The sequence below is a fragment of the Streptomyces sp. NPDC101118 genome (assembly GCF_044759445.1).
Lineage (GTDB): Bacteria > Actinomycetota > Actinomycetes > Streptomycetales > Streptomycetaceae > Streptomyces.
Genome location: NZ_JBIVZG010000027.1, coordinates 60,334 through 74,473, shown reverse-complemented (window position 1 = coordinate 74,473; position 14,140 = coordinate 60,334). Strand labels below are relative to the sequence as shown.

The window sequence follows — 14,140 nt, the reverse complement described above, 5'->3', positions numbered from 1 at the left end:
CACAACCGCGGACTATCTCCGCCCTATCACCACCACGGAATATCCACACCATGGACAAGCGCACACCTGTTCCGTAAGACTTCCCTCCGAGCCGTCCTCGACCACCCCTCCGCCGTGCCCCGAGCTGGGAGACGCATGACCGAACCTGCCGGCGGGGTGCGCCCTGTCCCGGAACCCCCGGTGTTCCGGATCCTCGGTCCGTTACAGGTCAGCGGCTCGGCCGGGCCCGTACGCGTCCCTCCCGGGCGGCAGGAGACGATCCTCGCCGCGCTGCTGCTGGAGGCCAACCGCGTCGTCAGCACCGACTACCTGGTCGACCTCATCTGGGACGACGACCCGCCGGACACCGCCCGCACCCAGGTCCAGATCTGCGTGTCCCGGCTTCGCAAACTCTTCACAAGCGCCGGCATCGACGCGGCCATCACCACCCGCCCGCCCGGTTACGTGCTCCGCGCCGCCGACGACAGCGTCGACGCCGCCGTGTTCGCCCGCACGGTGACCGAGGCCCGGCTCATGGAGAAGGAGGGCCGGGCCGCCCACGCCGCCGAACGCCTGCGGGCCGCAGGCGAGTTGTGGCTCGGCGCCTGCCTGGGCGGCATCACCAGCGACACCCTGCGCAGCAAGGCCCTCCAGCTCGACGAGGAGCGGCTGACCGCCCTGGAGGCCAGGATCCGCCTGGAACTGGACCTGGGCCGCCACCACGAACTGGTGGGCGAACTCCGGCTGCTGGTGCACGAACACCCCCTGCGCGAGCGGCTTCGCGGCCGGCTGATGCTGGCCCTCTACCGGTCGGGGCGGCAGGCCGAGGCCCTGGAGGCCTACCGGGTGGGCCGCGAACTGCTGGTGGAGGAGCTGGGGCTGGAGCCCGGCGAGGAGCTGCGGGCCCTGGAGTCGGCGATCCTCTCCGGCGACACCGCGCTGCGCCGGGGCGGACCGCCGGCCCAGCCCGGTACGGGCTCCCCCGCGCCCGGCACCGCGGGCGCGGCGCCCGAGGCGCCGGCGGCCGGGGCACCCGTGCCCGCCGGACCGGCCGGTCCCGTCGCGGCGGCCGACGGCGGCGAGCCGGAGCCCGCGGCGGCGGCCCAGCGGCCCGCCGAGGTGCCGCGCCAGCTCCCGGCAGACACCGGCGACTTCGTCGGCGACGAGGAGCAGATCCGCACCATCGAGCAGGCGCTGCTGGGCGACGGCTCGCGGCGCGCGGTCGGGGTGGCCGTCATCGTCGGCAAGCCCGGCACCGGCAAGTCCACGCTGGCCACGCACGTCGCGCACCGGCTCAGCGACAGCCACTTCCCCGACGGGCAGCTGTACTGCGACCTGCGCGGCACCGGCACCCACGCCACCCCGTCCGAGGTGCTGGGCCGCTTCCTGCGCGCCCTCGGCATCCCCGGCCCGGTGATCCCGGAGACGCTGGACGAGCGGGCCGAGATGTACCGGACGCTGCTCGCCTCCCGGCGGGTGCTGGTGGTGCTCGACGACGCGGCCGCCGAGTCCCAGGTCCGGCCGCTGCTGCCGGGCACCAGCTCCTGCGCGGTACTGGTGACCAGCCGGGTGCGGCTCACCGGGCTGCCGGGGGCGCACCGGGCCGAGCTGGACGTGCTGGACACCGGGCGGGCGCTGGAGCTGCTGGTCCGGGTGATCGGCGCGGACCGGGTGGAGCGCGAGGCGGTCGCCGCCGAGGCGCTGGTCCGTACGGTCGGCGGGCTGCCGCTGGCGCTGCGCATCGTGGCCGCCCGGCTGGCTGCGCGCCCGCACTGGTCCCTGGCGTCGATGGTGCACCGGCTCGCCAACGAGCGGCACCGGCTGGACGAGCTGACGCACGGCGAGATGACGATGCGGGCCAGCCTGTCCCTGACGCACGACGGGCTCGGCCCGGCCGACCGGCGGCTGCTGCGCCTGCTGAGCCTGGCGCAGGGGCCGACTCTGCCGGGCTGGCTGGCGGGGGCGCTGCTGGACGACGACCGGCCGTTCCCCTCGGACCTGCTGGAGCCGCTGGTCGACGTACAGATGCTGGACGTCGTGGGGGTGGAGAGCACCGGCGGGTTCCGCTACCGCTTCCACGAGATCATCCGGGTGTTCGCGCGCGAGCAGTTGGCCGCGCACGACGAGCCGGCGGTGCAACGGCAGGCGCTGGAGCGGATGTTCGGCGGCTGGCTGGCACTGGCGGAGACCGCGCACCGGCGGATCTACGGCGGGGACTACACGGTGCTGCACGGCGGGGCGCCGCGCTGGCGGCCGCCGGAGGCGGTCGTGGACGAGCTGCTGGTGGACCCGCTGGAGTGGCTGGACAGCGAGCAGGCCAACCTCTGCCAGGTCGTGGAGCACGCGGCGGCCGAGCGGATGGACGAGCTGTGCTGGGACCTGGCCACGACGCTGGTCACACTCTTCGAGGTGCGCGGCTACCACGACCACTGGGAGCGGACGCACCGGCTGGCGCTGGACGCCGTACGCCTGGCCGGCAACAAGCGGGGGACGGCGGCGCTGCTCAGCTCGCTGGGCTCGCTGTACCTCAGCCGCAGCCAGTACGAGGAGTCGCGGACCTCGCTGGAGTCCGCGCTCGGCCTGTTCCTGGAGCTCGACGAGCCGGGCGGGCTGGGCCTGTGCCGGCGGGACCTCGCGCTGCTGGAGCGGATGCGCGGCAACGACGAGCGGGCGCTGACGCTGTACGACCGGGCGCTGAAGGACTTCGACCTGGCGGGCGACGTGGTGGGGCGGGCGATCGTGCTGACCCAGAGCGCGCACGTCTTCATGCGGCGGGGCGGGACGATGACCGCGCAGGGCCAGCTGGACGAGGCGCTGGCCATCTACCGTTCCGTCGGCTACACGGGCGGTCTCGCCCGGACGCTGCGGCGGGTGGGCCAGCTGATGCTGAGCCAGGGGGAGCACGAGCAGGCGGTGCGCACCCTCACCGAGGTGCTGGAGCTGTGCCGGAAGAGCGGCGACGTGATCGGCGAGGGGCATCTCCTGCGGGATCTCGGCCAGGCCCTCGCGGGGATGGGCCGGGTCGGCCAGGCCCGGGATTTCCTCGACCGGTCCCTGGAGGTGCGGGAGCAGATCATGGACCAGGCGGGTGCGGCGCTGGTCCGGCTGGACCTCGCCCGGCTGCTGGGGCGGACCGGGGAGCGTTCCCGGTCGCGGGATCTGCTGGAGTCCGCGGCGCAGGCCTTCCGGGACCGGAGCATGGCACGTGAACTGCGCGAGGCGGAGCTGCTGCTGGAGGCGGCGGGCTGACAGTCCGGCCTCCCACTGCCCGTGGGCGCTTCGGACGGCCGGGCTGGGCGCGGCCGGGCGGCTGGCGCCGGCAGGCGAGCCGAGGCGCGGGCCATGGGCGAGCCGGTGATGCCGGCGAGTGAACCGAAGGTCGCGCCGGGGGTGTCGACCGGGCGCGCGCAGGCCCCTGAGGAACGAGCGGGCCGGAGCGTGGTCGGACGGCAGCGCCGGCGTCGAGGCGCCCGGAGGTGAGGGAGCCCCGAGAAGATCAGTCCCAGGGGTTGTTGTCGCTGGAGGCGGTGGGGGTCGGCTGGACCTGGGTCTGGGCGGGGGCCGGGTTGGTGCCGGCCTCCGCGCCGTCGGCCTGCGCGGCCTGGGCGCCGAGCGCGGCGGCGCCGGCGATGACGACGGTGACGACTGCGGCGCGGAAGGCCTTGGCGAGGTTCATCTTCTCTTCCCTTCGTCGTGGGCGTCCGCCCTGGTGAGGGGCCCTTTCGGGCTCCTCCTTCCTTGTGGGCACCACGTTAGGGAGGGCCGGAATCCCCGTACCGTCCGCGCGCCTATCGCGGCGCTATCACCGGCCCGGCCGGTGATAGCGCAGGGCGGGGCGTGATGGCGGCCGGCCGCCCGTGATAGCGGTCCGGGGGGCCGCGATAGGGGCCGGCGCCGGGGCGGTGTGCGCGGTGATGCCTGGCGGATAGCGCGCTGCCGACGATGGGAACCCACGACGACGTGGGGAGTACGAGATGACCATCACCGGCCCTGTCGCCCCGGAGCGGGACGCCTCCCACCAGGAGGTTCCCCCGCAGGGGCCCGACCAGCAGGAGACCTCGCAGCTGGGCGCGCTGATCCGCCGGCACCGGCTGCGGATCGGGCTGACCCAGCGGGAGCTGGCCGATCTGTCCACGATCAGCGTGCGGGCCATCCGCGACCTGGAGCAGGGCAAGGCGAGAAGGCCCAGAACGGACACCGTCCGGCTGATCGCCGACGCGCTGCGGCTGGGGCCGCGGGCGCGGGCCGCGCTGGAGGGGGCGGCGCAGCAGGGCCGGGGCGGCTGGGGGGCGGTGAAGTCGGGGTTCGACGCGGAGCCGGCGGCGCCGCCGACCGCCCTGCACCCCCTGGTGGGCCGGGAGGCGGAGACCGGGGTGCTGGTCCGGGAGCTGGGGTCGGCGGCCGAGCGCCTGGTCAGCCTGGTGGGGCTGAGCGGCGCGGGCAAGACCCGGCTGGCGCTGGAGGTCGCGGAGCGGCTGCACGGTGCGGGCGTCCCGGTGCTCTGGTACGCGTTCCCCGGCGCGGTACGGGACTACCTCGACCCGACCGGGCCGGAGCTGGCGGCCCTGCTGGGCGACTGCGCGGAGGCGCTGTTCGGGCCGGGGGGCGGGGCGGGCCCGGAGTCCGGGCGGCCGGTTCCGTACGGGGGTACGGGCGACGGGGCGGGCACGGGCGGCGGGTCGGGGTGGGGCGGCGGGTCCGGCACGGGCGGCGGGTCGGGTACGGGCGGCCCGTACGGCGGCGCGGGCTCCGGGGTCCCGTACGGCGGGGAGCGTGCGGCGGGGGCCGGGGCGGGCGGGGTGTGTGGCCTCGCCGAACTCGTCGGTGACCGGCCGGTGCTGCTGGTCCTCGACGGCGCCCCGGAGCACGGGCCCCGGTTCGACCGGCTGACCCGGCTGCTGCGCGAGTGCCCGGGGCTGCGGCTGCTGGTGACGGCGGAGCAGCCGTGGGACGTCCCGGGCGAGCGGACCTTCGTCCTGGGACCGCTGGAGGTGCCGGCGCCGGACGCGGCCGGGCAGGCGGTCACGGCGGCGGCCGCGGTGCGGGTCTTCCTGGGTCATGTGCGGCGCGTACGGCCCGAGTTCACCGCGGCCGGCGAGGACCTGCTGCTGGCCGCCGAGGTGTGCCGCCGGCTGGACGGGCACCCGATGGCGCTGGGGGCGGCGGCCTCCTGGCTCGCCGTCTGCGACCTGCGCACGCTGCGGGACTGCCTGGAGGGGGATCCCGCACCCTTCCTCGACCACCTCGCGGGCGGCGACGGGGGCCGCCGCTTCCGGGACGCCCTGCACCGCCGGCTGCTGCGGCTGCCCGCCGGCCACCGGTCGCTGCTGGCGGCCCTGCGTGCCGTGCCCGAGGGGGACTTCGGGCTGCCGGACATCGTCCGGCTGACCGGGGCGGGCCTGGCGGACTGCGGCCGGATGGTGCGGGACCTGCTGGTCTGCGGGGCCCTGAGGTCCACCCACGAGGCCGGCCGCTCCGTGTTCCGGGTGCCGCACCTGGTCCGCGCCTTCCACCCGGACGCAACCCCCGGGACCCTGCCCGCGGCGGCGGCCGGAGTGCCCGCCTGAGCGGCGGCCACCCGGCACCACCGCCCCCGAGCTGCTGGCCGAGTGCCGTCCCAACTGCCGCTCGGAGGAACGCCGTCGGGGTGAGATGGCTCCGCCCGGCCCGAACGTCCCCCGCCCCGGGGACGGCGGACGGCCGTGCGGCAACCGCACCGACCACCCCCGTGAACCGAGGAGCCCCCATGGCGTCTGAGCCGACCGCCGCACGGCTGCCCCTGTCGGCCGCGCAGCGCGACATCTGGATGGCCCACGAGCTGGACCCGAGCGGCTGCCGCTACAACATCGCCGAGTACCGGGAGATCCACGGGCCGGTGGACACCGCGCTCTTCGCCCGCTGCTGGGAGCAGCTGGTGCGCGAGTCGGACGCCCTGCGCACCCGGGGTGTGGAGTCCGGCGAGGACGGGCCCCGGCAGCTGGTGCACGCCGGACCGGACGGCTCGGAGCTGGAGTTCCTGGACCTGACCGGCGCCGGGGACCCGGCGGGCGCCGCCCACGCCTGGTGCGTCGCGGCCGTCAACACCCCCTTCGACCTGGCGCGGGGGCCGCTGTGCCGGCACGCGCTGATCAAGGTGGCGGAGGACCGTTTCCTCTTCTACAAGAGCTACCACCACCTGGTGATCGACGGGATGGGAGTGGCGCTGCTCGACGCGCGCCTCCAGGAGCTGTACGACGGCGCCCTGGCCGGCGAGCCGTGGGGGCCCGGCCCGTTCGGGAGCCTCGCGGAGCTGCTGGCGGAGGACGCCGCGTACCGGGGGTCGGAGGCGGCGGCAGCGGACCTGGCCCACTGGGCCGGGCGCCTCGCGGACCCGCCGGAGACTCCCCGGCTCGCGGAGGGCCGGACGGCCACCGGAGCCGGGGCCGGGGCGCCGGCCGGGGCTGAGCAGCGGACCGGGTCCGGGGAGCGGGCCGCGTCCGGGGAGCGGGCCGGGCTGCCGTTCATGCGCTGGAGCGTGTCGCTCCCGGCGGCCGAGGCGGACCGGCTGCGGGCGGCCGCCCGCGCCCGGCGCGCGCCCTGGTCGATGCTGGTGATCGCGCTGGTCGCGGGGTACCTGCACCGGGTGAGCGGGGCCGGCGAGCTGCTGCTGGGCCTGCCGGTGACCGGCCGGACCACCGAACTGGCCCGCCGCACACCGGGGATGTGCTCGAACGTGATCCCGCTGCGGGTGGCCGTGCGGCCCGGGGAGACCCTCGCCGGGCTGCTGGGCACGGTGGTCGGCGAGGTGCGCGGCGGGCTGAAGCGGCAGCGCACCCGGTACGAGGAGACCGTCGCGGCGCTCGGGGAGGACGGGGCGGGGCGGCGGACGGCGACCCCGCTGGTCAACATCATGGCGTTCACGCCGGGGATGACCCTGGGCGGGCACCCGACGGTGCAGTGCAACCTGAGCAACGGCCCGGTGGAGGACCTGGCGGTCGGCATCTACGACCTGGGGCCCGAGGCGGGCATGCGGATCGACTTCGACGCCGCCCCGGACGTGTGCGACCTGGACGCGGTCGCCGCGCACCAGGACCGGCTGCTGCGGTTCGTCGACACCGTGCTGGCCGCGGGGGCTGAGGAACTTCCGCTCCAGGAAGTGGAGTTGCTCGACCCGGTCGAGCGGCGGCGGGTGCTGGAGGACTGGAGCGGACGGTCGGCCCGGGGGGACGCGCCCGGCGAGGACGGGACGCTGGGTGGGCTATTCGAGCGGCAGGCCCGGCTGCGTGCCGGGGCTGCGGCGCTGGTGTACGGGGGCCGGGTCGTCCCGTACGGGGAGCTGAACGCCCGGGCGAACCGGCTGGCCCGCCACCTGCGGGCCCAGGGCCTGGGGCGCGGCGACCTGGCCGGCGTACTCCTGGACCGAGGCGTCGAGTTCGCCGTGGCGGTCCTGGCAGTGGTCAAGGCGGGGGCCGGATACGCCCTGCTCGACCCCGAGTTCCCCGACGACCGCCTCACCGGAACCGCCCGGGACGCCCGGATCGCGCTGCTCGTGACGGACGAGCGGCACGAGGACCGGGTGCGCGGGGGCTGGGGCGTGGTGTGCGTCGACCGGGAGCGCGAGGCGGTGGCGGACCGGCCGGCGGCGGATCCGGGCGTGGCGGTGACGGGTGACGACACGGCGTGCGTGATGTTCACGTCCGGCTCGACGGGCCGCCCGAAGGGCATCCTGTCCAGCCACCGCAACCTCGTCTCGACCGTCACCGGCCAGACCTACGCCGCCTTCGGACCCGGCGAAGTGTTCCTCCAGTGCTCACCCGTCTCCTGGGACGCCTTCTCCCTGGAGTTCTGGGGCGCCCTCCTCCACGGCGGCACCACCGTCCTCCAGCCCGGACAACGCCCCGAGCCCTCCCTCATCACCGAACTCTCCGCCCGCCACGGCGTGACGATGCTCCAGCTCTCCTCCAGCCTCTTCAACCACCTCACCGACGAAGCCCCGGAAACCTTCACCACCACCCGCATCGCCTACACCGGAGGCGAACCCGCCTCACCCCACCACATCCGCCTCCTCCAAGAACGCCACCCACACCTCACCATCACCAACGGCTACGGCCCCGCCGAATCCATGGGCTTCACCACCACCTACCGGGTCCCGCCCGAGGAGCAGGACACCTCCGCGGTGTCCATCGGCGGCCCGGTGGCGCACAAGTACGCGTACGTCCTGGACGCGCGGCTCCGCCCCGTCCCGCCCGGTGTGACGGGCGAGCTCTACCTCGCCGGCGACGGCATCGCCCACGGCTACCTCGGCCGCCCCGCACTCACCGCCGAACGCTTCGTCCCCAACCCCTACGGACCTCCCGGCACCCGCCTCTACCGCACCGGCGACCAGGCCCACTGGGACACCCACGGCACCCTCCACTACACCGGACGCACCGACACCCAGATCAAGATCCGCGGCTTCCGCGTCGAACCCGGCGAGATCGAGGGCGCCCTGCTCTCCCTCCCCGGTGTCCAGCAGGCGGCCGTCACGGCCCGCGAGGTCCGGCCGGGCGACCGGCAGCTCGTCGCGTACGCCGTCACCGAGGAGGAGGGCGCGGCCGTCCGGGAGCGGCTGCGGGCCCTGCTGCCGCAGCACATGGTCCCGGCGCACGTGGTCGTCCTGGACCGGCTGCCGCTGACCGCGAACGGCAAGCTCGACACCCGTGCCCTCCCGGCGCCGGCCCCGACGGCCGGCGGACCCGGCCGGGCCGCCCGCACCCCGCTGGAGGAGATCGTCTGCGGGCTGTTCACGGAGCTGCTGGCCACGCCCGGGCCGGTGTCGGCCGAGGACGACTTCTTCGCGCTGGGCGGGCACTCCCTGCTCGCCGCCCGGCTCACGAGCAGGCTCGGTGCCGCGCTCGGCGGGCTCCGGCTGACGATCCGCGACCTCTTCGCCCATCCCACCCCGGCCGCGCTGGCCCGGCACGTCGCCGCGCGCCGCGGGGCACGGGAGCTGCCCGCGCTCGCGGGCGGGCAGCCGGTGCCGGAGCTGCTGCCGCTCTCCCCCGCGCAGCGCCGGCTGTGGCTGGTGTCCGACCTGGAGCGGGGCGGCACGGCGTACAACGTGCCGCTGCGGGTGCGGCTGGAGGGCGACCTCGACGTGGCCGCCCTGCGCGCCGCCTTCGACGACCTGGCCGCCCGGCACGAGCCGTTGCGCACGGTCTTCCCGCAGGTCGACGGCGAGCCGTACCAGCGGGTGCTCACCCCGGCCGAGGCTCCGGTGGCCTTCGAGGTGCGGGCCGTCGGGGCCGGGGCCGGGAGCGCGGCCGGGGACGGGCTCGAGCCCGGAGACGGGGCCGGGGGTGCCGCGGAGGCGGTACGGGCCGCCGCCGGGCACGCCTTCGACCTGGCGGCCGAGGCTCCGCTGCGGGTCACGCTGCTGGACCTCGGCGGGGGCTCGTACGAGCTGATGGTGGTGCTGCACCACATCGCGACGGACGGCCAGTCCCTGCGGCCGTTCTTCGGCGACCTGGCGACCGCCTACGCGGCGCGCCGGGCGGGCAGCGCTCCGGAGTGGGAGCCGCTGCCGGTGCGGTACGCGGACTACACGCTGTGGCAGCGGCGGGCGCTGGGCGATCCCGCGGACCCGGACAGCCTGCTCGCCGCCGAGCTGGCGCACTGGCGGGAGGCCCTGGCCGGGCTGCCGGAGGAGCTGGGGCTGGTCCTGGACCGGCCGCGCCCCGCGGTGGCCGGGCAGGCGGGCGGGGTGGTGCCGGTGGACCTCGGGCCGGAGCTGCTGGCACGGGTGCGGGAGCTGGCGCGAGCCGAGCGGTGCACGCCGTTCATGGTGGTGCACGCGGCGCTCGCGGCGACGCTGACCCGGCTCGGTGCCGGTACGGACATCCCCCTCGGCGCACCGGTGGCGGGGCGTTCCGACGAGGCGCTGGCCGGTCTGGTCGGGTTCTTCGTGAACACCCTGGTGCTGCGGGCGGACACCTCGGGCGACCCGAGCTTCCGCGAGCTGCTGGCGCGGGTGCGGGCCGCCGATCTGGACGCCTTCGCCCACCAGGAGGCGCCGTTCGACCTGGTGCTGGAGGCGGTGAACCCGGCGCGTTCGCTGGCCCGGCACCCGCTGTTCCAGGTGTGCCTGGCGCTGGAGGAGGGTCCGGAGGCTCCGGTGGAGCTGGCGGGGGTGCGGGTCGCCGAGTCGGGCGCCGTGTCGGGGGGCTCGGTCAAGTTCGACCTGGAGTTCCTGCTGCGGGGCGACGACGGTGCCGGGCTGTGCGGGTCGGTGCTGTACCGGTCCGACCTCTTCGACCGGTCGACGGTGGAGCGGATGGTGGCGGTGCTGGGCCGGGTGCTGGCCCAGGCGGTGGCCGAACCCGGGCTGGCGATCGGCGCGTTCGAGGTGCTGGACGGTGCCGGGCGGGGCCGGGTGCTGGAGGAGTGGAGCGGGCGGGCGGCGGTGCTGCCCGGCGAGGACGGGACGCTGGGCGGGCTGTTCGAGCGGCAGGCCCGGCTGCGTCCCGGGGCTGCGGCGCTGGTGTACGGGGGCCGGGTCGTCCCGTACGGGGAGCTGAACGCCCGGGCGAACCGGCTGGCCCGCCACCTGCGGGCCCAGGGCCTGGGGCGCGGTGACCTGGCCGGCGTACTCCTGGACCGAGGCGTCGAGTTCGCCGTGGCGGTCCTGGCAGTGGTCAAGGCGGGGGCCGGATACGCCCTGCTCGACCCCGAGTTCCCCGACGACCGCCTCACCGGAACCGCCCGGGACGCCCGGATCGCGGCCCTGGTCACCGACTCGGGGCACGCGCACCGGCTGGACGGGGACTGGGCCCGGGTCCTGACGGACGCGGACGCGGCCGCGATCGCCGCCGAGGACCCGCGGGACCCCGGGGAGGGCCTCTCGCCCGAGGACGTGGCCTGCGTGATGTTCACGTCCGGCTCGACGGGCCGGCCCAAGGGCATCCTCTCCAGCCACCGCAACCTCGTCTCGACCGTCACCGGCCAGACCTACGCCGCCTTCGGACCCGGCGAAGTGTTCCTCCAGTGCTCACCCGTCTCCTGGGACGCCTTCTCCCTGGAGTTCTGGGGCGCCCTCCTCCACGGCGGCACCACCGTCCTCCAGCCCGGACAACGCCCCGAGCCCTCCCTCATCACCGAACTCTCCGCCCGCCACGGCGTGACGATGCTCCAGCTCTCCTCCAGCCTCTTCAACCACCTCACCGACGAAGCCCCGGAAACCTTCACCACCACCCGCATCGCCTACACCGGAGGCGAACCCGCCTCACCCCACCACATCCGCCTCCTCCAAGAACGCCACCCACACCTCACCATCACCAACGGCTACGGCCCCGCCGAATCCATGGGCTTCACGACGACGCACACGGTCGACCCCGCCCTCCACTCCCCCGGCCCGGTCCCGATCGGCACGCCGCTCGCCAACAAGTGCGCGTACGTGCTCGACGCGCGGCTCCGGCCGGTGCCGCCCGGCGTGACCGGCGAGCTCTACCTCGCCGGCGACGGCATCGCCCACGGCTACCTCGGCCGCCCCGCACTCACCGCGGAACGCTTCGTCCCGAGCCCGTTCGGGCCTCCCGGCACCCGCCTCTACCGCACCGGCGACCAGGCCCACTGGGACACCCACGGCACCCTCCACTACACCGGACGCACCGACACCCAGATCAAGATCCGCGGCTTCCGCGTCGAACCCGGCGAGATCGAGGGCGTGCTCCTCGGGCTGCCGGGGGTGGAGCGGGCGGCCGTCACCGCGTACGAGGCCGGGCCGGGCGACAAGCGGCTCGCTGCGTACGTGGTCGCCGCCCGGGAGGCCGACGGGCTGCGGCAGGAGCTGCGCGCGCTGCTCCCGCAGCACATGGTCCCGGCCCACGTCGTCGTCCTGGACCGGCTCCCGCTCACCCCGAACGGCAAGCTCGACACGCGGGCCCTGCCCACCCCCGCACCGGCCGCCCCCGCGACGCCCGGCCGCGCGCCGCGCACCCCGGCGGAGGAGAAGCTGTGCGCCCTCTTCGCCGAGGTGCTCCGCACCGACCAAGTGCCCTCCCCCGACGCCGACTTCTTCGACCTGGGCGGGCACTCGCTGCTCGCCGCCCGGCTCACCGGCCGCATCGGCACCACGTTCGGCGCCCGGCTGACCACCCGGGACGTGTTCCTGCACCCCACCCCGGCCGCGCTGGCCGGACACCTCACCTCACTCACCGACGCCGCCGCGGCGCCCCGGCGGGCCCGTCCCGCCCTGCGCCGCCGGACCTCCTCCTGAACGGAGTACGCCATGACGTACGACATGTCACACGACCACCCGGCTCCCGCGCCCGAGGACGTCGTCTGGGCGATCCCCGGCTCCGCGCCGGCCCGCACCGCGCTGCTGGTCCTGCCGCACGCCGGCGGCAACGCCCACGCCTACGCCGAGTGGCGCGACCACCTGCCCGCGGACGTCACCCTGCTGATCGGCCAGTACCCGGGGCGCGGGGCCCGCTTCTCGGAACCGCTGCCCGAATCCGTGGACGACCTGGCCGGCCCGGTGGTGGCCGCGCTCCCCGAGGGCACCGAGGACCTGGTCGTACTGGGGCACAGCATGGGCTCGCTGGTCGCCTTCGAGGTGGTACGGGCCCTCCGGGCGGCCGGCCGGGCCCCGCGCGCCCTGATCGCCTCGGCCTGCCGGGCCCCCTTCCTGCCCAACCCCAGCCCCGTCCACCCCGAACTCCTCGACGACGACGCCCTGGTGGCGGCCATCAAGGAGCGCGGCGGCACGGACGACGGCATCCTCGACGAGCCGGAGCTGCGGGAGATCATCCTGCCGTCCATCCGGGCCGACTTCGCGATCGACGACGTCTACCGGTGCGCGGAGGAGCGGGTGCGGACCGGCTGCCCGGTGACCGTGATCGGCGGCGACGCGGACCCGATCGTGCCGGTGGAGGCGCTGCCCCACTGGGCCGGGGTGACCGACGACGGCTTCGCGATGTCGGTGCTGCCCGGGGGCCACTTCTACTTCCAGGAGCAGCTGCCCGCGTTCTTCGCGCTGGTCAACCCGGTGCTCGACGGCACGGCGGGCTCCCTGGCCGGCGGGGTGCCGGCCGCCCGCGTCGCCTGAGCCGCGCGCGCCGGGCCCGTACTTCCGCTTCTTCCTTCCCCTACCTCAAGGACACGTCTGCCATGACCGCGATCGCCGATACCCCGGCCACCTCCCTCGACGCCGCGCGCGAGCCCGGCAAGCCCGTCGTCGTCACCGCGCCTCCGGTCTCCTCCATGGCCGAGGCCGTCGCCTGGCTCACCGCCCACCGTCCCGCGATCCAGGCGGAGCTGCACCGCTCCGGCGCGGTGCTGCTGCGCGGCCTGCCCGTCGAGGACGCGGCCGGATTCGCGCAGGCCCGCGACGCGCTGGTCGAGACCCGCGCCGGCTACAAGGAGAAGGCCACCCCGCGCACCGACTTCGGGGAGGGCGTGTTCTCGTCCACCGACCTGCCGGCGGTGCAGCCGATCCGGCTGCACAACGAGAACAGCTACACGCTGGACTTCCCCGGCGTGCTGCTGTTCGGCTGCGTCACCGCCCCCGAGACGGGCGGCGCGACGACCGTCGGCGACATGCGGGAGGCGCTGCGGCAGATGCCGGCCGAGCTGGTGGAGCGTTTCGAGCGGGCCGGCTGGCTGCTGGTGCGCAACTACTCGGAGCTGGCCGGGCTGCCCTGGTACAAGACCTTCGCGACCGAGGACCGGGCGGTCGCCGAGGCGTACTGCGACGAGAACACCGTCGGGTACGAGTGGCTCGACGACGACTCGATGCGCACCCGCCAGCGCCGTTCGGCCATCGTCACGCACCCGGTGACCGGGGAGCGGGTCTGGTTCAACCACTTCGCCTTCTGGAACAGCCGGACCCTGGACGAGGACGTGCGGGAGGTGCTCGTGGAGACCTACGGGGAGGACGGCCTGCCGTTCAACACGTACCTGGGTGACGGCACCCGCCTGACGGACGCCGAGGTCGACGCGGTCAACGCCGTCTACGACCGGGTGACCGTGCGCGAGACCTGGCAGCGGGGCGACCTGATGCTCGTCGACAACATCCTGTGCGCCCACGGCCGTGAGGCCTACACCGGCGACCGCAAGATCCTCGTCGCGATGGGCGAACCGGTCGCCCTGGCCGACTGCCGTCCCGCGACCGCCCCTTCGACCGCCCTCCACGGGGAGTGAGCCC

General features: G+C 75.6%; 6 protein-coding genes. 5 read left to right on the top strand and 1 reads right to left on the bottom strand.

The window, feature by feature from the left end; all coding sequences use genetic code 11:
- Window positions 1-135: 135 nt before the first annotated feature.
- On the top strand, window positions 136-3,228 hold the full coding sequence (locus ACIQUQ_RS31705; protein ID WP_403982907.1) for an AfsR/SARP family transcriptional regulator: 3,093 nt from the start codon (window positions 136-138) through the stop codon (window positions 3,226-3,228).
- Between the two features lie 247 nt (window positions 3,229-3,475).
- Here ACIQUQ_RS31705 and ACIQUQ_RS31700 read toward each other — a convergent pair whose 3' ends face one another.
- Complete coding sequence (locus ACIQUQ_RS31700) at window positions 3,476-3,655, bottom strand: hypothetical protein (protein ID WP_403982905.1); 180 nt, start codon at window positions 3,653-3,655, stop codon at window positions 3,476-3,478.
- Between the two features lie 298 nt (window positions 3,656-3,953).
- On the opposite strand from ACIQUQ_RS31700, the gene ACIQUQ_RS31695 reads away from it, so the two are divergent.
- From ACIQUQ_RS31695 to ACIQUQ_RS31680, 4 genes are all read left to right on the top strand, one after another.
- The gene (locus ACIQUQ_RS31695; protein ID WP_403982902.1) at window positions 3,954-5,546 is read left to right on the top strand and encodes a helix-turn-helix domain-containing protein; all 1,593 of its coding nucleotides are present in this window, start codon (window positions 3,954-3,956) and stop codon (window positions 5,544-5,546) included.
- Window positions 5,547-5,725: 179 nt separating this feature from the next.
- Window positions 5,726-12,211: an amino acid adenylation domain-containing protein gene (locus ACIQUQ_RS31690; RefSeq protein WP_403982900.1), complete on the top strand. Its 6,486-nt coding sequence runs from the start codon at window positions 5,726-5,728 to the stop codon at window positions 12,209-12,211.
- Between the two features lie 12 nt (window positions 12,212-12,223).
- Window positions 12,224-13,042, top strand: coding sequence for a thioesterase II family protein (locus ACIQUQ_RS31685; protein ID WP_403982898.1), 819 nt, complete (start codon window positions 12,224-12,226; stop codon window positions 13,040-13,042).
- Window positions 13,043-13,104: 62 nt separating this feature from the next.
- Window positions 13,105-14,136, top strand: coding sequence for a TauD/TfdA family dioxygenase (locus ACIQUQ_RS31680; protein ID WP_403982896.1), 1,032 nt, complete (start codon window positions 13,105-13,107; stop codon window positions 14,134-14,136).
- The last annotated feature ends 4 nt before the right edge of the window (window positions 14,137-14,140 follow it).